Annotated in this window: 16 protein-coding genes; 3 read left to right on the top strand and 13 right to left on the bottom strand. The window is 56.3% G+C overall.

All coding sequences use genetic code 11. The features are described from left to right. Positions 1 to 17 precede the first annotated feature (17 nt). The 6 genes from ACOSDM_RS08045 to ccsA all read right to left on the bottom strand — a co-directional run bounded on the left by ACOSDM_RS08045 (position 18) and on the right by ccsA (position 8,386). On the bottom strand, positions 18 to 1,424 hold the full coding sequence (locus tag ACOSDM_RS08045) for a sigma-54-dependent transcriptional regulator (RefSeq protein WP_420723982.1): 1,407 nt from the start codon (positions 1,422 to 1,424) through the stop codon (positions 18 to 20). Next, positions 1,414 to 3,783 (bottom strand): ATP-binding protein, encoded by a 2,370-nt coding sequence (locus ACOSDM_RS08040; RefSeq protein ID WP_420723981.1) that lies wholly within the window; start codon positions 3,781 to 3,783, stop codon positions 1,414 to 1,416. The genes ACOSDM_RS08045 and ACOSDM_RS08040 overlap by 11 nt, the downstream gene beginning before the upstream one ends. 76 nt (positions 3,784 to 3,859) lie before the next feature. Continuing rightward, on the bottom strand, positions 3,860 to 5,317 hold the full coding sequence (gene ntrC / locus ACOSDM_RS08035; RefSeq protein WP_420723980.1) for a nitrogen regulation protein NR(I): 1,458 nt from the start codon (positions 5,315 to 5,317) through the stop codon (positions 3,860 to 3,862). 5 nt (positions 5,318 to 5,322) lie between these two features. Next, a complete protein-coding gene (locus tag ACOSDM_RS08030; RefSeq protein WP_420723979.1) occupies positions 5,323 to 6,468 on the bottom strand; it encodes a two-component system sensor histidine kinase NtrB in 1,146 nt (381 codons plus the stop codon). After that, positions 6,468 to 7,490 (bottom strand): tRNA dihydrouridine synthase DusB, encoded by a 1,023-nt coding sequence (dusB, locus tag ACOSDM_RS08025; RefSeq protein ID WP_420723978.1) that lies wholly within the window; start codon positions 7,488 to 7,490, stop codon positions 6,468 to 6,470. The genes ACOSDM_RS08030 and dusB overlap by 1 nt, the downstream gene beginning before the upstream one ends. A 101-nt stretch (positions 7,491 to 7,591) precedes the next feature. Next, a complete protein-coding gene (ccsA, locus tag ACOSDM_RS08020; RefSeq protein ID WP_420723977.1) occupies positions 7,592 to 8,386 on the bottom strand; it encodes a cytochrome c biogenesis protein CcsA in 795 nt (264 codons plus the stop codon). A gap of 98 nt (positions 8,387 to 8,484) precedes the next feature. Here ccsA and ACOSDM_RS08015 point away from each other — a divergent pair, with 98 nt between their 5' ends. Genes ACOSDM_RS08015 through ACOSDM_RS08005 form a run of 3 tightly spaced genes read left to right on the top strand, consistent with a single transcriptional unit; the run spans position 8,485 to position 10,642 of the window. Further along, entirely contained in the window at positions 8,485 to 9,690 is a 1,206-nt protein-coding gene (locus ACOSDM_RS08015; protein ID WP_420723976.1) for a bifunctional 2-C-methyl-D-erythritol 4-phosphate cytidylyltransferase/2-C-methyl-D-erythritol 2,4-cyclodiphosphate synthase, read from the top strand. Continuing rightward, positions 9,687 to 10,154, top strand: coding sequence for a phosphatidylglycerophosphatase A (locus tag ACOSDM_RS08010; protein ID WP_420723975.1), 468 nt, complete (start codon positions 9,687 to 9,689; stop codon positions 10,152 to 10,154). The genes ACOSDM_RS08015 and ACOSDM_RS08010 overlap by 4 nt, the downstream gene beginning before the upstream one ends. Further along, positions 10,151 to 10,642, top strand: a complete 492-nt coding sequence (locus ACOSDM_RS08005) for a CinA family protein (protein WP_420723974.1) — start codon at positions 10,151 to 10,153, stop codon at positions 10,640 to 10,642. The genes ACOSDM_RS08010 and ACOSDM_RS08005 overlap by 4 nt, the downstream gene beginning before the upstream one ends. Here ACOSDM_RS08005 and ACOSDM_RS08000 read toward each other — a convergent pair. From ACOSDM_RS08000 to ACOSDM_RS07970, 7 genes are all read right to left on the bottom strand, one after another. Further along, a complete protein-coding gene (locus ACOSDM_RS08000; protein WP_420723973.1) occupies positions 10,626 to 11,366 on the bottom strand; it encodes a helix-turn-helix domain-containing protein in 741 nt (246 codons plus the stop codon). The two genes, ACOSDM_RS08005 and ACOSDM_RS08000, sit on opposite strands and share 17 nt — an antisense overlap. 218 nt (positions 11,367 to 11,584) lie before the next feature. Further along, positions 11,585 to 12,031, bottom strand: a complete 447-nt coding sequence (locus ACOSDM_RS07995; RefSeq protein ID WP_420723972.1) for a type II toxin-antitoxin system RatA family toxin — start codon at positions 12,029 to 12,031, stop codon at positions 11,585 to 11,587. Between the two features lie 62 nt (positions 12,032 to 12,093). Beyond that, a complete protein-coding gene (gene lipA, locus ACOSDM_RS07990) occupies positions 12,094 to 13,068 on the bottom strand; it encodes a lipoyl synthase (RefSeq protein WP_420723971.1) in 975 nt (324 codons plus the stop codon). A 154-nt stretch (positions 13,069 to 13,222) separates the two neighbouring features. Then, a complete protein-coding gene (locus ACOSDM_RS07985) occupies positions 13,223 to 13,444 on the bottom strand; it encodes a hypothetical protein (protein WP_420723970.1) in 222 nt (73 codons plus the stop codon). Between the two features lie 192 nt (positions 13,445 to 13,636). Next, entirely contained in the window at positions 13,637 to 15,049 is a 1,413-nt protein-coding gene (gene lpdA, locus ACOSDM_RS07980; protein WP_420723969.1) for a dihydrolipoyl dehydrogenase, read from the bottom strand. 13 nt (positions 15,050 to 15,062) lie between these two features. Further along, on the bottom strand, positions 15,063 to 16,409 hold the full coding sequence (locus ACOSDM_RS07975) for a pyruvate dehydrogenase complex dihydrolipoamide acetyltransferase (RefSeq protein WP_420723968.1): 1,347 nt from the start codon (positions 16,407 to 16,409) through the stop codon (positions 15,063 to 15,065). A 21-nt stretch (positions 16,410 to 16,430) separates the two neighbouring features. Next, the gene (locus ACOSDM_RS07970; protein ID WP_420723967.1) at positions 16,431 to 17,813 is read right to left on the bottom strand and encodes a pyruvate dehydrogenase complex E1 component subunit beta; all 1,383 of its coding nucleotides are present in this window, start codon (positions 17,811 to 17,813) and stop codon (positions 16,431 to 16,433) included. Positions 17,814 to 17,815: the final 2 nt, after the last annotated feature.

The raw sequence follows: 17,815 nt of genomic DNA, 5'->3' as shown, positions 1-17,815 counted from the left end.
GGACCGTGAAAGGCGACTTATTCCTTGTCATCCAACCGACCGCGATTGGCACCAGCAACGCCCAGCCCCTTCAGCTTCCGGTGCAAAGCGGCGCGGTCCATGCCGACAAACTCTGCCGTGCGCGAAATATTGCCGCCAAACCGGGCCAGATGAAAGACCAGATATTCCCGTTCAAACGCTTCGCGTGCTTCGCGCAATGGCAGGCTCATCACCTCTGGTGCATGATCCCACCGCGATGCGGTTCCCGCAGCGGCCCCTATTGCCTGTCCGACCGCTTCTGCATGAATATGATCCTGCGATCCGCCCGGCGCCATCAGCAATAAACGCTCCATGACATTAGATAATTCCCAGACATTGCCAGGCCAATCATGTCCCTGTAGGGCCGTCAATGCATCCGCGCCCAAAATGCGGGGTGATCGGCTTTTCGCAGCGGCGGAGCGTTCCATCAAATGCACCGCCAGCAACGGAATATCCTCCCGCCGGTCACTCAACGGAGGCGCATGAATCGGAACCACATTCAGGCGATAGAACAAATCCTCGCGAAACTTTCCTTCCGCAATCAGCGCCTGAAGGTCACGGGTTGTGGTGGCTAGAACTCGGGAATTCACCTCTACCACAGTATCACCGCCAATGCGCTGAAACCGTCTATTGTGCAGAACCCTAACCATTTTTAGCTGGGTTGCCATATCCATATCGGCGACTTCGTCCAGCAACAGTGTTCCGCCATGGGCTTCTTCCAGCACGCCAATCCGCCGGGGGTGTGATTTCGTCGCCTCGATCCCAAACAGCGCTTGTTCAAGCGTATCTTCGCTGAGCGTCGCACAGGTCAATACGACGAAACGGCCATTCTTGCGCAGGGATCGGCTGTGCAGCATGCGGGCAATCGCCCCCTTGCCGCTGCCGGGCGGGCCGGAAATCAGAACACGGCTGTCGGTCTGGGCCACTTTTTCAACGGCGCGCCGTACCTCTGCTATCGCGGAAGACTTCCCAACCAGATCATCCAGCATCGCGTAAGGCGAGAGTTTGCGCAGCGATTCATTTTCATGCTTCAGGCGCGATTCTGTCAGGGCCCGTTCGATAGTCAGCAGCAACACATCAGTCTTGAACGGTTTAGAGATGAAATCATACGCGCCCTTTTTGGTGGCGGACACGGCCATATCGAATGTGCCATGACCGCTGATCATCACCACGGGAAGGCCGGGATGGTCGCGATGTACAATTTCCAGTATTTGAATGCCGTCATATTCGGAATTGGCCAACCAGACATCCAGAATCATCAGCGATGGCTGGCGATTGGCAACCGCTGCTAAGGCTTCCGCAGAATTCGACGCGCTGCGGGTTTGATAGCCTTCATCTTCCAGAATCCCGGATATCTGGGTCCGAATATCGGTTTCATCATCAACAATCAGTATATCATAAGCCATCGGTTACAGACCCTTTGGAGGACTGGTTTGAGGATGCCGGCGACGAGTTTTCGGACTCTGATGGTTCCGAGGGATCATCGGAAGACTCTTTCTGATCCAAGTCTTTTATCATCGGTAGGATCATTGTGATCAAGGCCCCCTGTTCCGGAGCGTCGTCCAGACTTAAACTTCCGCCGTGATCTTCCATGATCTTTTTTACGATCGCCAACCCAAGACCAGTCCCCTTCTTGCGGGTCGTGACGTAAGGTTCCGTCAGGCGTTCGCGTTGTTCCGTCGGCAGTCCCTTCCCATTATCCTGTATCGCGATGCGAACATGCCCGTCCTCAGCCTGGATGGAAAGAGCTATGCGTCCCTTATCTTGCGTCGATTCGTCTTCGCCGCGAGCTTTCGCCGCTTCAAAGCGCCCTTCAATCGCATCATGGGCATTTTGCAGCAGATTCGTCAGGACCTGGCTTAATTGCCGTCCGTCACAGCGCAGAATAAGCGGCGTGCCGGGGCCGTCAAAACTATACTCAACATCAGAATTCGCACTGCGTTGCAGGAACAGGCTTTGGCGACAGATATCGACAATATCCTGATTGCGCATCGATGGTGCTGGCATCCGCGCGAAGGAAGAAAACTCATCCACCATGCGCCCAATGTCATCCACCTGACGGACAATTGTGTCGATACAGCCTTCAAAGATCGCCGGATCGGTCGTTATCTCTTTCAGATATTTCCGCTTTAATCGCTCGGCGGACAGTTGGATGGGGGTCAGCGGGTTTTTGATCTCATGGGCGATGCGGCGTGCAACATCGGCCCATGCGGCCTTTCGCTGGGCGGAGACAAGCGGTGACACATCATCGAATGTCGCAACATACCCCTGCAATTGCCCTGCTTCGCGCTCCACAACGATCCGCACGAACAGGGTGCGGGTTTCACCATGAGCATTCAGTTTGATTTGCGCCTCCACCGGGCGCCCCACACTGGCCAGGCGCGCGGAGTCCAGGGCTGCATGCAATTCGGGCAGAATATCGGTCAGTCGCTCCCCAATCAGGCTTTCCGGCTCCATGCCCAATAATTCCGTTGCCCGGCGATTGGGCAGGTCAATCCGGCCTTGACGGTCTAGACCGATCACACCGGCGCTGACCCCAGCCAAAACAGCCTCAGAAAACCGACGCCGACCATCGATCTGGCGATTGGCTTCCATCAGCTCTTCGCGCTGCGAATATAACTGAGACGTCATGCGGTTGAAGGCCCGGCTGAGCAGCGCCAATTCATCATCGCCTTCGGATTCCACAACACGGGCATCCAGATCCCCTGCCCGCACTTTTTCTGTTGCACCGATCAAGGCACTGATGGGCGCGGAAAGCTGCGTCGCCAATGTCAGACCGATCCAAATCGCTGATAACAGCAACAGCAAGGCAACCACCAGAAAGGCCAGAGCAAAGGATAACTGAATATCACTGCGTTGGGATTCCAACAGTTCAAACTGTGCCGCCGCGCCGCGCACCTGTTCAATGCGGGAAATTACCTGCGGGTCGACCAATCGACCGATAAACAGATAACTATCGGTAAAGGCATCCAGCTTCAACAAGGCCCGAACCCGATCATCCGCGCCGCCGGTGATCACAACAATATCCCCATTGGCCGCCGCCTGAAGATCCTGCGCAGCAACTGGCTCATATTCCAGCAATAGGGTCAGCCCGGCCCGTGCCAACACTTCCCGGGACGTTCCCTGAAAGATAATAGCCTCGGTCAGATCCCGAACGCGCAGTTGAATTTCCAACGTGCGATTCAAAACTGCGTTGTTCAACTGTAACTGACGGGCATCCCTGTTCAGATCGCGCGCCATGCGCAGGGCATCCGTGCGGATATTATTGCGATGCTCAATCAGATAGGATTCAGCCACCGCCCGGCTCTCAGTGACAGCGGTGCGCACCCGCTCGCTGAACCAGGTTTCAATCCCCAGATCAAAAAACATCAGAGAGAAGGTGGAGACGATGATGGCTGGCGTGACCGATAAGGCGGCAAACAAAGCGACCAGCCGTACATGCAGGCGCGACCCAGCCGATCCTCGTCGTCGATCGGACCACAGTGCAACAATGCGCCTGGCCACGACAAATCCCAGCAACAGCATGATGATCAAATCGATATAGATCATCACCACCAGGGTACTGGGACCAGCACCCAACGGCGTGGCCCCGGTAAAGGCAGCATAGGTCCCAAAACCGGCAAGAACCGCTGCAGACATCAGGGCGATACCAAACAGGCGCGTCACCCGCTTTGAGGAAGACAGACGGCGCATCATAGCCTTCAACTGCTCCGTCCAGGAGCCAGAGGCAGCTTGCTTTGGGTGAGACTCGTCAGATTCCGGCATGGTCATCGCCAAGCAGGTTTAGCACAATTAGGCGGCCTGTCTGCAAGCGGAGTCTGCGCGCGCGACTGCGAAGCTGTCATGCATCCTTGCCACCGCGAACGACAGAGATATCCAAATCCCGAATTTTCTTACGCAGAGTGTTTCGGTTCAGGCCTAGCAACTCTGCGGTTCTGACCTGATTGCCACGGGTCGCATGCAAACTGATTTCGATTAAAGGGCGCTCAATCTCGCGCAAGATACGGGCATGCAGGCCGGCCGCTGGCAATTGATCGCCATGTGTGTCGAAATAAACTGTCAGATGGCGATGAACGGCATCCGACAGGCTTTCCGACCCCGGGTCTTGTGCCTCTTGTGGCCCGGTGAAACTGGGGGCTTCGCCCAATTCCGCCTCGATAATTTCCTGATCAATGCGATCCTGTGCGTATAGGGCCCCCAGGCGGCGTACCAGATTCTCCAGTTCGCGCACATTGCCCGGCCAGCGATGGCGCATCAGACGCTCCATTGACGCCTCTGTCAGGGTCTTCAGGGGCAGCCCCGATTCCGCAGCGCTGATCAGAAAATGCCGCACCAGATCGGGCACATCTTCGCGACGCTCCCTCAACGGCGGCAATCGAATGGGCACAACATTCAATCGATAATACAAATCTTCCCGGAACAGGCCTTGAGAGACCAGTTGACGCAAATCCCGGTGCGTTGCGGTGACGATCCGGACATCCGTCTTGATCGGATTGCGCCCGCCGACCATGGTGTATTCACTCTCTTGCAGCACCCGCAGCAACCGCGTTTGGGCTTCCAGCGGCATATCGCCGATTTCGTCCAGGAACAGGGTCCCCCCCTCTGCCAGCTCAAACCGCCCGGACTTCCGCTGTGTTGCGCCTGTAAAGGCACCGCGCTCATGCCCGAACAGTTCGCTTTCGATCAGGTCACGGGGAATGGCTGCCATATTGACCGCCACAAATGGTCCATTCTTGCGGCGGGAGAAATCGTGCAAGGCACGGGCGACCAGTTCCTTGCCGGTGCCGGATTCGCCACTGATCAGCACCGACAGGTCCGTACCCGTCAGTCGCGCGATCACGCGATACACATCCTGCATCGCCGCCGACCGCCCGATCAGCGGCATCGGCTCTTCTTCCGAATCATTGGGCGCGATATCGCCTGGATCGCTGACCTGGGACTTCAGGGCACGCCCGACTGTATCCACCAGAACCGTCAGATCGAAAGGCTTGGGCAGATATTCAAAAGCCCCGCGCTCCGTCGCCTTGACGGCGGTCAACAGGGTATTGCGCGCGCTCATCGCTATAACCCGCAGATCGGGGCGGATCTTTCGAATCTGCGGGATCAGGTCAAGACCATTGCCGTCGGGCATCACGACATCGGTTACGACCAGATTGCCCTCCCCCTCTGATACCCAACGCCACAAGGTCGCGGCATTGCCCGTGGCGCGCACTTCATAGCCCTGACGCGTCAACGCATGCGTGACAACCGTGCGGATTGCCCGGTCATCATCCGCGACAAGGATTGTTTCGCCGGCCATCGCGATTACTCCTTCCTACCGGTTTTCGGCAGCTTCTTTTCAGCCCTCAGAACAGGCAGCATCACGGAAAAGACGGTCCGTCGCGGGCGACTTTCAAAATCTATGACGCCGCCATGTTCCGATACCAGTTTCGCCACCAGCGCCAACCCCAAACCGGAGCCGCCGGATTTCGTTGTGATAAAGGGATCAAACAGATGCGGGCGCAAATCATCGGTTATGCCGTTGCCATTGTCCCGGACTGACACCACCAGGGGAAGATGCATCGGCGCGTCCAGGCCAGGAACTGCCAGACGAACGCCATGGCGATAGGCGGTTGATACAGTGATTTCAGGATCGCCTGGCGACCCTTCTGCCGCCGCTTCTGCCGCATTCTTTACCAGATTGAGGAAAATCTGAACCAGTTGATCCCTGTCCCCCAAAATCGGAGGCAGCGAGGGATCGTAGTTGGAAATCAGCCGCATTCCCTTGCCAAAGCCATTGCGGGCAATTTCCAGCACACGGTCCAGCACCTGATGGATGTTGACCGGTTCACGGATTAAATGCGGGCGGTCGGAGAATATCTCCATCCGATCCAGCAATTTCACGATCCGGTCGGTTTCTTCGGTGATCAGAATGGTCAGCTGGCGGTCTTCGGCGGGTACCATGCTTTCCAGCAATTGCGCCGCGCCGCGAATGCCAGACAGCGGGTTTTTGACCTCATGCGCCAACATCGCGGCCAATGCGGTGACAGAACGTGCCGCCCCCCGTTGCGTCATGGCATGGTCAATCTTGCCCGCGATGGAATGTTCCTTGACCGTGATGACGATGCAATCCCGCCGATCTGCCAAGGGGGCCGCATCAACGGTAACCGTATGCGCCCCAAGGCGCGGCGTGGACAGCCGGACACCGTGCACGGTCATGGAACTGCCAACCCGCCGGGCACGATCAACGACTGCCAGGATCGGGCTGTCATGGGGGATCAAATCCTGCAGATTGACGCCAACCAGCATCGTTTCCGACCCTTGCAGGAAATTCTGACCGGCAGCGTTCAGAAAGACGACATCGTTATGTTCGTCGACAACAATGATCGGATCTGGAATGGAATCGATAACACTGTCAGCGCCAGGACGCGCTGGGCCACCCCCAAAGGTATTTTTGATCGCATTCAACACTAAGCGGCCTCCCCCAGACACTCTTGCTCTGTTTCAAAGGCGGCCCGAATGATCGCCTGTACGGCCCTGTAATCTTCTGCAGCCATGGCCTGGGACCGAAAGGCGGCCGCCCCGTCTAATCCTGCAATTGACCATGCGATATGCTTGCGGGCGATGCGCAATCCAATATCGATGCCGTGGTGGCTCAAAATACCGTCCAGATGCCGCAACAGAATATCACGCCGGTGGGCAGATGATGGCTCCGCCTTTACAACACCGTCGCGCAGATAGGTGATGGCGTGTCCCGGAAACCAGGGGCGCCCCTGCGCGCCGCGACCGATCATGACTCCATCCGCACCAGAGGCCGTCAGACAGGCATCGATGTCGGCAAAGCTCTTTATGTCCCCATTGGCGATTACCGGAATGGTGACTGCGGCCTTGACCGTCCGGATAAAGGACCAATCCGCGCTGCCGGTATATTTCTGTTCCCGGGTGCGCCCATGAACCGTGACCAGTTGAACGCCTGCATTCTCAGCCCGCCTGGCGAAGTCGGGCGCATTGCGGCATTCCTGATCCCAGCCGGTCCGCATCTTTATCGTAACCGGCGCGTCAATAGCAGCCACCACAGCGTCAACAATCGCCAGAGCCTGATCCAGGTCGCGCATCAGGGCAGATCCGCACAGCTTGCGTGTCACCTTTTTAGCGGGGCATCCAAAATTCAGATCAATGATATCGGCCCCTAAATCGGTGCACAGGCGCGCTGCCTCCGCCATGATTGCCGGATCATGGCCGGCCAATTGGACGATATGCGGGCCTGCCCCGCCACCGGCGCGCGCACGCTTCAATGTGCCGCGCGTTTCACGGATGGCTTCACCGCTGGCAATCATTTCAGAAACGACGGCTTGCGCGCCCAGTTCCTGGGCCACGGTCCGAAAAGGAAGGTCTGTCACGCCCGACATAGGCGCCAGATAAACCGGCGTCTCAATGCGGTGGGGGCCGACAGACAACCCTGAAAGCGTGCTGCTGTTTTTCTGTGCAGTCACAATGAACGCCCATTCTTTAGGCAGTTACGGATCGTGGGTTTTAACGTGGATTAAATGGTCTTACCAGACAATTTACGCAAAATTGTAGGATATGCGTCGATTTATCCGGACAAAACGTCGGTCACGAACTTCACGCCGGGATAGGCCAAAGTCACCAACAGATACGCCATCATGACAAATTGGGACGCGCGCCGCCCCCGCAATCCACTATAGCGTTGCAGGATCAACAACACGCCAATCACAACAAAGGCGGCAAAAGTCAGGACAGTTTTGTGATCCGGTTCCAGCAAACGTTGTCCATGTTCCACATGAATTGCGATGCCCGTGACCAGACCCAGTCCCAGCACACCCTCGCAGGTTGCCATAAGGCGGTCTTGCAGGCTTTCACCTTCCGCAACGGATGGCAAAGCCGACGCGACCGCGCCGCTGCGTTTTGCCTTCAAGGCACGTTCCTTAATGAACACCGCCAGGGCCGCAACCGCAGCCAGGGTCAACAGCGCATAAGTCATGACCGCGACGATGATATGAACGATCACCCAGATATCAGGCGGTTGGGCAAGGCTGTGGTCCCCCCGATTTGACAGAATCGCAAAGCCAATCAGAAAAGCGAGATAGGGCAGCGCCAGAACGATCAGACGGCGCGCCGCCTCCAGCCGCAGGGCCAGTGTCATCAGCAAGGTCAGTGTGGTCGCAACCGAAACCCAGATCGTGAAGGAAAAATCCGTGCGCCACCCTGCCTGTAACACCCCAAAGCACCAAACCGCCGGACCAAGCACTGCAAGCCCAATTACCGCCCAATACACAGTATTACGCGGCCAGTCCCGGACCGATGCCCATATAGCAGGACCCAGGCAACACAGAGCGATGATTTGAAAGACGGGCGACTCTATTATCATGGTGGGGTATATAGCACCCAGCGCGCCTGCCTGAAACGACAATCCTAAGACATCTGTGTCGCACCACATATGCCTGAAAATGAATTGGAAACCTGCTTATGCCTTCTGAGACAGCGCCTAGAGCAGATTGCACTTTTCACGCTGTGATCGTCGCTGCGGGTCAGGGACTGCGTGTTGGCGGCACCATCCCCAAGCAGTATCGCCCCCTGGCTGGCGTTCCTGTTTTGCGCAGAACGATTGATCAATTTCGCACCCATCCCGGCCTGGGTAAAATCATTGTCGTCATTGGCGAGGGACAGGAAGCATTATGCGCCCAGTCCTTGCAGGGCCTTTCTGATATCTTGCTTCAGCAAGGTGGAAAGACCAGACAAAACAGTGTTTTTAGAGGATTGCAGGCATTATCTAATGTGGTTTCTGAAGGTGAGTTGGTTCTTATTCATGATGCCGCGCGACCTTTTATCAGCAATGCGCTGATCGATCGGGTGCTGATGGCAACGCAGAAAGCGGGCGCTGCAATTCCCGCCCTGCCTGTAATCGATACGCTGAAACAGTCACAGAACGGTCAGACGATACAGGCAACAGTATCAAGACAGGGATTGTATCGCGCGCAAACACCTCAGGGGTTTAACCTAGAAGCCATCTTAGACCTGCACCGCGCCGCACAGAATGGACCAGAAGCAACCGATGACGCCGCCCTGGTGGAACTGGCAGGCGGTGCGGTACAGTTGGTAGAGGGGGATGCTGCCAATGTTAAGCTGACGACAGAGCGCGACTTTCAGGAGGCCGAACAGAAAATGGCATCATTAATGGAAGCCCGAACCGGCACCGGCTTTGACGTGCATCGGTTTGAACCCGGTGATGCTGTGTGGTTGTGTGGTGTCAGGATTCCCCATTCACAGCAATTGAAAGGGCACAGTGATGCCGATGTCGGCCTGCATGCGATCACAGACGCCCTGCTGGGGGCAATTGCACAAGGTGATATAGGCGACCACTTCCCCCCCAGTGATCCACAATGGCGCGGGGCGGCATCCGACCAGTTTCTGCGCCATGCCGCCATGCTGGTTGCCCAATCCGGCGGGCGCATCCTGCATATCGATGCGACCCTGATCTGTGAAGCGCCGCGCGTTGGTCCCCATCGACAGGCCATGCGGGAACGAATTGCGGATATCCTGCACCTGTCGCTGGACCGCGTATCTGTGAAAGCCACGACAACAGAAAAGCTGGGATTCACGGGGCGCGGGGAAGGCATTGCCTGTCAAGCCGTCGCCACGGTTTCTTTAATGCCCAAAGAGGATGTTTCATGAGCCCTGCACTCCTGATCGCTACCTGGTTTGGCAGCGGCTTGTTAAAGCCCGCCCCCGGCACCTGGGGCAGCCTGGCTGCCATTCCGTTTGCCTGGGTCATCGTTCATTTTGGCGAAAGCTGGTTTCTGCTGCCTGCCGCTGTGATCCTATTTCCCATTGGGGTTTGGGCGGCAAATGAATATGACAAGGTGAAAGGATCCCACGATGCCTCTGAAATTGTTGTGGATGAAGTAGTCGCCGTCTGGATCACGCTGGCCTTTGTTCCCTTCACCTGGCAGCATGTCCTGACCGGGTTTCTGTTGTTCCGGTTCTTTGATATTCTGAAACCCTGGCCGATCAGCTGGGCAGATCGTCAGGTTTCCGGCGGATTTGGGGTCATGATAGACGATGTTATCGCCAGCTTTTACGCCGTGGCGTGCTTGTTTGGCCTGGGGTTCCTCATAACCTGGATCGATACTTTATGATAGATTCGGAACTGTATGATATCGCAGAAGAAACCTTAGATCGGCTTCGGGCCTCATCTTATATGATTGCCACAGCAGAGTCCTGTACGGGTGGGATGATTGGCGCGGTCTTGACCGCTGTTCCGGGATCGTCTGACGTCGTAGATCGTGGTTTCATCACCTATACCAATAGTGCAAAGACAGAAATGCTGGGCGTGGATGCAGCCCTGTTGGGTCCGGGTGGGCCCGGCGCGGTTTCCAAACCTGTTGCGCAACAGATGGCGGAAGGGGCCCTCTCCCGCTGTCAGGCACAGATTGCCATTGCGGTCACAGGTGTTGCTGGCCCCGGTGCCTCAGAACGCAAACCGGCGGGCCTTGTCTTTATCGGGTGTGCCATGCGGGATAAACAGACGATCGTGGAGGAACATCACTTCCCAGGTGATCGCGCTGCGGTTCGGCGCGCAACGGTGCTTGCCGCCCTTGCATTAGCAGTCAGGCAGGCTTGTTAAGGGCGGGCACAACCTGCCCCGGCCCGACAAGCCGCACCAGATCGCCCAGGGGATGACCGGTGCGACTGCCATAACGCTCCAGCTTCTCATCCCAATCATCAAAACTATCGATCAGCGCCTTGGGATGTTGCAAAGGTTGCCAGGGTGTCTGTTTCAATCGCTCAACCGCATCCGCTAAGGGAGCCAGAGTCGTGTCTTCGATAGGTCGATCCAACATCGACAGCTTATCGCCATGCAACGCGAAGGCTGCCAGAAGGATGCCGGAGGTTTCCGCCGCCCGTCCCCCGTTTGAAAAGGTAAAGCTGACCTGATCAAACAGCACCGTGCGCACGCGCCCTTCCAACAGCAGACACAATTTGACTGCGTCCTCCGCATCCCGCAGCGCATGATCGCGGCGCGTATAAAACAATATATGCTGGACCTTCAGCAGGCTGTCGCGCGACAGGCTTTCCAAAATCCGCTGACTGGCGTGATAGGTCTCGTAAGCGCTGGGCCGGGCCAGGCGATGCAGGCGCACCGTTTCCGTGCTGCCATCGGTTTCGGTCTCAACGCCAGCCTGAAACAGGGCGCGCTCCAGGGCTTCCAATGTGCTGGCCCTTGGGTCCCCGATACCACGCTCGATATTATTCAGGGTCGCCAGAGAGACCCCTGCCGCCTTGGCAAGTTCGCTCTGTTTGATGTTTAACAGTGACCGGCCGGCCCGGATCTGCGCCGTTGTGATCACCGGCATCCCTCCCACACTGCGTCGAAACTAGGGATAATCCCTAGTTTGTTGTGTATGAGTTACATGACTCGGCGAAAGGCCACAAGATATCGCATGGCACTAGAATTCTGGGCGCAAGTTTCGCTGTTGGTCTATCCGGGCCATCATGAACAGAAATCGTGATTTACTACAATAGCAGTTTCTTGGTCATGGCGATGGCGTAACGCCCCCTGTAGAAACTACGATTGTGGGCCATACAAATCTTTAGCGCGGGATTCAAAGGCTGAGACCATGCGCCGAACAGCTTCGGTGAAAACCAGCCCTATCATTGCCTGCAACAGTTTAGACCGAAACTCAAAATCCACATGAAACTCGACAATGCAGCCATCCGAATCGGGTTTCTCTATAAATTTCCAGCTGTTATCCAGATACTTGAAAGGACCGTCTTCATAGGCCGTTTTAATCAACATGGCATCACGATCCAGCGTGACCCGGCTGGTAAACCGTTCGGTCACCCCTTTAAACCCAATCACAAGATCCGCAATCAACAGGGTATCTGATTGACTGCGTATGCGGGCAGCGCGACACCAGGGCAAGAATTCAGGATAACGTCCGACATCCGCGACCAGGGAATACATATCCTCAGCGCGATATGGCAGGCTGCGTTTCTCAGCATGTCTTGGCATAGAGTTAAGGGCGCTCTGAATATTGGATTGTCATTGAATTTGGCTGAAGCACGTGACACGCGCTATTCAGCGGCATGAGGAGCCCCCGCCGCCAGCTTTGCCTCCCGTGCCGCCCGCAGACGCTGGAAATCATCGCCTGCATGATAGCTGGATCGCGTCAATGGCGAGGACGAAACCATCAGGAACCCCTTTGCGCGCGCCATCGTGGCATAGGCCGCAAATTCATCTGGCGTCACAAACCGGTCCAGGGCCGCATGTTTCAAAGTCGGCTGCAGATATTGACCAATCGTCAGGAAATCGACATCCGCTGCCCGATAGTCATCCATCACTTGCTGGACCTCAATTTTCGTTTCGCCTAATCCAACCATCAGGCCGGATTTTGTGAATATCGATGGATCCATTTCCTTCACTTCCGAGAGCAGCTGCAAGGAGGTGAAATACCGCGCGCCGGGACGGATTGTCGGATACAGCCGCGGCACAGTTTCAAGATTGTGATTAAAGACATCGGGGCGCGCCGCTACGACAACGTCCAGGGCCCCCTTCTTGCCCTTGAAGTCCGGCGTCAGGATTTCAATTGTCGTGCCGGGGGTTCTCTCCCGAATGGCAAGAATGGTTTGTGCGAAATGTTCCGCGCCGCCATCCGCCAGATCATCGCGGTCTACCGACGTGATGACGACATGTTCCAGGCCCAGTTTTTCGACTGCATCGGCCACCCGGTATGGTTCAAACACATCCAGGCTGTTTGGGCGTCCCGTGCTGACATTGCAAAACGCGCAGGCACGGGTGCAAATTTCCCCCATGATCATGAAGGTCGCATGTTTCTTGGCCCAGCATTCTCCAATATTCGGGCAAGAGGCTTCCTGACAGACCGTGACCAGCTTGTGATCCTCAACGATCTTGCGGGTCGCCTTATATTCCTTGCTGACCGGCGCTTTTACCCGAATCCAATCGGGCTTGCGTTGAATGGGATTATCCGGCCGATTGCGCTTTTCTGGGTGGCGCAGGGCTGCGGCTGATTTTTCTATTGGCTCACTCATGCGAAACACGCCTTTCTCAGCGGATCATGATGCCTCACAAACTGAGGAGTCACACCGGTTGGGTCAAGCCTGTGCCGCAATAAAGTAGGAAAAACAGATGATATTTAGAGAATAAAATTAGATTTAAGCGCAACAGCCCATCATTGGTGGCGCATTAAGGATTGCGAACCACAATACCATGATAGCCGCTGTTATTTTCAATTGCGGAATTGGCGACCAATTGGATGATTTCATTCAATGTTTTTGCATCATGTCCGGGATCACTGGGGTCAAGCGAAAGGTCCGTCACAACGATCATCAGATGACGCCAACGATTGTTTTCATACACCAGTTCTCGACGAACTTCCGCGATATGCGGATGCTCGGTGGCTTTCATCGTTCCGGCCCCTCTCTCAACAATATCCATTGCTTTGTCTACCCCTATTGACCTGAGTGTACACGTGCCACAGAACCGCGCAACAGAGAAGACAAAACATCTAAAATTTTATTTAATTTTTAATTAATTACTCTGTGAATTTATGGGGAATGCCATGATCGGATTTTCCACATAAAAAACAGATAGATAAAACTACATATGAATGACCTTCCCATATGCGTCCAAAACGGATTCATGCATCATTTCACTCAATGTGGGATGCGGGAAGACCGTATGCATCAAGTCCTCCTCTGTCGTCTCCAGGGTTTTTGCGACAGAATAGCCCTGGATTAATTCGGTCACTTCCGCGCCGATCATATGGGCACCCAATAGCTCCCCAGTCTTTGCATCGAACACTGTCTTGACCAGGCCTTCAGGTTCTCCCAGTGCAATCGCCTTCCCATTGCCGATAAAGCTGAACCGGCCGACCTTGACATCATGGCCTGCGGCCTTTGCCTTTTCTTCTGTAAGACCGATAGAGGCCACTTGTGGATGGCAATAGGTGCAGCCAGGAATTCGCTCCACTGCCAGGGGATGGACGCCCTTCAGACCGGCAATTTTCTCAATGCAGATCACGCCTTCATGCTCCGCCTTATGGGCAAGCCAGGGCGGGCCTGTCAGATCCCCGATGGCATACACACCAGGTTCATCGGTTTCAGACCATTCATTGGTTTGAATATGGGTTTTGTCGACTTTGATCTTCGTGCCTTCCAGACCGATATCTTCGACATTGCCAACGATACCAACCGCTGAAATCACACGATCGACAGAGATTTCCTGGGTCTTGCCCTTCTGTTCGACGACACAGGTCACCGAATCCTTGCCGCGCTTCAACTCTTTGACCGATGCGCCAGCCAGGATTTTCATCCCCTGCTTTTCAAAGGCTTTCTTGGCAAAGGCGGAAATTTCGGCATCCTCTACCGGAAGCACCCGGTCCATCACCTCAACAACCGTGGTTTCCGCGCCCAGCGTATTAAAGAAACTGGCAAATTCGATCCCGATTGCGCCAGATCCAATGACCAGCAGCTTCTTGGGCATGGTATCGGGCACAAGCGCATCCTTATAGGTCCAGACCAGCTTATGATCTGCCTCCAGCCCCGGCAATTCCCGCGCACGCGCACCGGTTGCCAGGATGACATGCTTTCCAGTCAGTTCCGTCACGGCCTTGCCATCCTTCGTGACCGCCACTTTGCGGGCCCCCTTGGATCCTCCGGCCAGCTTGCCCCAGCCATCGATCACGGTGACCTTGTTCTTTTTCAACAGATGGCCGACACCCTGATTCAACTGTTTGGAAACACCCCGACTGCGCTTGACCACGGCATCCAGGTCAAAGCCTGGATTGTCACAGCTCAACCCATAATCCTTGGCCTTTTTCATGTAGTGATAGATTTCCGCAGAGCGCAGCAGTGCCTTGGTCGGGATACAGCCCCAATTCAGACAGATACCGCCCAGATGGTTGGCCTCAACCACAGCGACCTTCATGCCCAGCTGTGCTGCACGGATCGCCGCGACATAGCCGCCCGGCCCACCCCCAACAATCACAACATCAAAATTGGTATCCGCCATTAGGGGCCTCCGTTCACAGCATCAGGGCGATCGGGTCTTCGATCAGCGCTTTAAGTTCTTTCACCAGGGCCGCACCAGTCGCCCCATCAATGCAGCGATGGTCGACCGCCAGGCTGAGCGACATCACAGTGGCCATGCCCAGCGCACCATCCTTCACGACAGGGCGTTGCTCCCCTGCCCCGACGGACAGAATGCCGCCCTGAGGTGGATTGATGATGGAGGTAAAGGTCTTCACCCCGAACATGCCCAGATTGGAAATCGTAAACGTGCCGCCCTGATATTCTTCCGGGGACAGTTTCCCGTCGCGGGCCTTGGCAGCCAATGATTTGGCTTCCTTGGAGATCGTTGCCAGACCTTTAGAGGCGCAATCCTTGATGATCGGTGTGATCAGTCCACCGTCTATGGCAACAGCCATTGCCATATCGACCTTTTTGAATTTCAGGATCGCGCTGTCGGTATAGGCGACATTGCAATCCGGCACACGGGTCAGGGCCAGCGCCGTCGCCTTGATGACGAAATCATTGACGGAAATCTTGTAATCCGCCCCGTCCCGCTCGTTCAATTGCTTGCGCATCGCCAACAGCTTGTCGATTTCGACATCCACCTGCAGGGTGAAATGCGGAATATCACGGGCCGATTCTGTCAGGCGCTTGGCAATGGTCTTGCGCATATTGGAATGCGGGACAGCCTCTGCCTCCGGCAGCATCTTGAAGATCGGATCATCCGCTGAGGGCACCGCCGCCGCCGGGGCCGCTGCTTTCGCCGCTGCCGGGGCTGCTGCTTTGGGCGCATCTGCCGGCGCCGTGTCGGATGCGACGGTCGCCTTCCCAGTACCAGACGACAAGGCGTCTTCAATATCACGCTTCACAATGCGACCATGGGGGCCTGACCCGGACAGTTTCGCCAGGTCCAGCCCTTCATTTTCCGCCATGCGCCGCGCCAGGGGGGAGGCAAATATGCGATCCCCAGAGGATGCGGCTGGCTTCTCGGCTGCGGGTTCGGCTTTCGATGCAGGCTTTTCAGCCGCCGCTTCGGTTTTCGCAGGCTCAGGGTCTTTCGCAGCCGCAGCCTCCGGCTTGGAATCACCTACAGACGCGATTGCGGTTTCAACGTCTTCGCCTTCTTCGGCCAGAATCGCGATGGGTTCATTGACCGCGACACCCTCAGTACCGCCTTCAATCAGAATCTTGGCGATAATGCCTTCATCGACGGCTTCAAACTCCATCGTTGCCTTATCGGTTTCGATTTCCGCCATCACGTCGCCGGACGCAACACTATCGCCCTCTTTCAAAAGCCATTTCGCCAATGTGCCCTCTGTCATGGTCGGCGACAGCGCCGGCATTAGGATCTTGATTGCCATTGTCGTATCCCCTTCCTGCCCTTAGCGGTAACAAACGGCGCGGGCCGCCTGGACGATGTGATCAGCCTGTGGCAGCGCCAGGGCCTCAAGATTGGCAGCATAGGGCATCGGGACATCCGCACCCGCAACCCGTGCCACCGGGGCATCCAGATAGTCAAAGGCCTGTTCCATCAGCATCATGCCCAATTCCGACCCGATCCCGGCAAAGGGCCAGCCTTCTTCAACCGAAACCAATCTGTTCGTCTTCTTCACGGACTCGATAACTGTCGCGGTGTCCAGCGGGCGAATGGTGCGCAGGTCAATGACCTCCGCACTGATCCCTGCCTCTGCGAGGGCCTCCGCTGCTTCCAGGGCTTTTCCAACCATAATGGAGAAGGCCGCGATGGTGACATCCGTTCCGGACCGAACAATCTTTGCCTTGCCCAGCGGAACCGTCCAATCATCGGTGTCCGGCACATCAAAGGTCTTGCCATACAGGATCTCGTTTTCCAGGAAGATCACCGGGTTCGGATCGCGGATCGCCGACTTCAGCAACCCTTTCGCATCCGCCGCGCTGTAGGGCGACACGACCTTTAAGCCCGGACAATGGGCATACCAGCTGGCATAGCATTGGGAATGTTGCGCACCGACCCGCGCCGCAGCCCCGTTGGGACCGCGGAACACGATGGGTGCCCCCATCTGACCACCCGACATATACAAGGTCTTCGCCGCAGAATTGATGATCTGGTCCATCGCCTGCATGGCAAAGTTAAAGGTCATGAATTCGACAATCGGCCGCAACCCTGTAAAGGCCGCGCCGACGCCCAGACCGGCAAAGCCGTGTTCGGTAATCGGCGTATCGATCACACGCTTGTCGCCAAATTCATCCAGCAGACCCTGTGAAATCTTATAGGCCCCCTGATACTGGGCGACTTCTTCCCCCATCAGGAACACCCTGCCGTCGCGGCGCATTTCTTCGGCCATGGCATCGCGCAACGCCTCGCGCACGGTTTGGGATTTCATCGCACCATCCCATTCCGGCTCGGGCTCAGGCGCTTCAGCCGCCTTGGGTGCAGCAGGTGCCTTCTCGGCCGGGGCCTCTTCCTTGCTGGACTGTGACTTCTCTTCCGCCGGCGCAGACTCAGCCTCCTTTGCCGCATCCTCTGCAGCGCTGGCGTCTTCGCCCTCTTCCAACAGGATCGCGATGGGTTCGTTGACGGCAACGCCTTCGGTGCCTTCCGGAACCAGGATTTTGCCGATCACGCCCTCGTCGGTCGCCTCGAATTCCATCGTCGCCTTGTCGGTTTCAATTTCTGCCATCACATCACCGGCAGCAACGGTATCGCCTTCTTTCACAATCCATTTCGCCAGGGTGCCCTCGGTCATTGTGGGCGACAGCGCCGGCATCAGCAGTTGAATAGCCATTT

This window comes from Hwanghaeella sp. LZ110 (assembly GCF_048892525.1).
Lineage (GTDB): Bacteria > Pseudomonadota > Alphaproteobacteria > UBA8366 > Aestuariispiraceae > Pacificispira.
Note: the sequence above shows the minus strand (reverse complement) of the source record. Positions and strands in the feature narration are given on the sequence as shown.

Coding starts and splice junctions, on each gene's coding strand:
- ccsA (WP_420723977.1), bottom strand. CDS start 8,386: ATGATAATAGAGTCGCCCGTCTTTCAAATCATCGCTCTGTGTTGCCTG.
- ACOSDM_RS07975 (WP_420723968.1), bottom strand. CDS start 16,409: ATGGCAATCAAGATCCTAATGCCGGCGCTGTCGCCGACCATGACAGAG.
- ACOSDM_RS08015 (WP_420723976.1), top strand. CDS start 8,485: ATGCCTTCTGAGACAGCGCCTAGAGCAGATTGCACTTTTCACGCTGTG.
- ACOSDM_RS08045 (WP_420723982.1), bottom strand. CDS start 1,424: ATGGCTTATGATATACTGATTGTTGATGATGAAACCGATATTCGGACC.
- ACOSDM_RS07985 (WP_420723970.1), bottom strand. CDS start 13,444: ATGAAAGCCACCGAGCATCCGCATATCGCGGAAGTTCGTCGAGAACTG.
- ACOSDM_RS07995 (WP_420723972.1), bottom strand. CDS start 12,031: ATGCCAAGACATGCTGAGAAACGCAGCCTGCCATATCGCGCTGAGGAT.
- ACOSDM_RS08005 (WP_420723974.1), top strand. CDS start 10,151: ATGATAGATTCGGAACTGTATGATATCGCAGAAGAAACCTTAGATCGG.
- ACOSDM_RS07970 (WP_420723967.1), bottom strand. CDS start 17,813: ATGGCTATTCAACTGCTGATGCCGGCGCTGTCGCCCACAATGACCGAG.
- lpdA (WP_420723969.1), bottom strand. CDS start 15,049: ATGGCGGATACCAATTTTGATGTTGTGATTGTTGGGGGTGGGCCGGGC.
- lipA (WP_420723971.1), bottom strand. CDS start 13,068: ATGAGTGAGCCAATAGAAAAATCAGCCGCAGCCCTGCGCCACCCAGAA.
- ACOSDM_RS08010 (WP_420723975.1), top strand. CDS start 9,687: ATGAGCCCTGCACTCCTGATCGCTACCTGGTTTGGCAGCGGCTTGTTA.
- ACOSDM_RS08040 (WP_420723981.1), bottom strand. CDS start 3,783: ATGCCGGAATCTGACGAGTCTCACCCAAAGCAAGCTGCCTCTGGCTCC.
- ntrC (WP_420723980.1), bottom strand. CDS start 5,317: ATGGCCGGCGAAACAATCCTTGTCGCGGATGATGACCGGGCAATCCGC.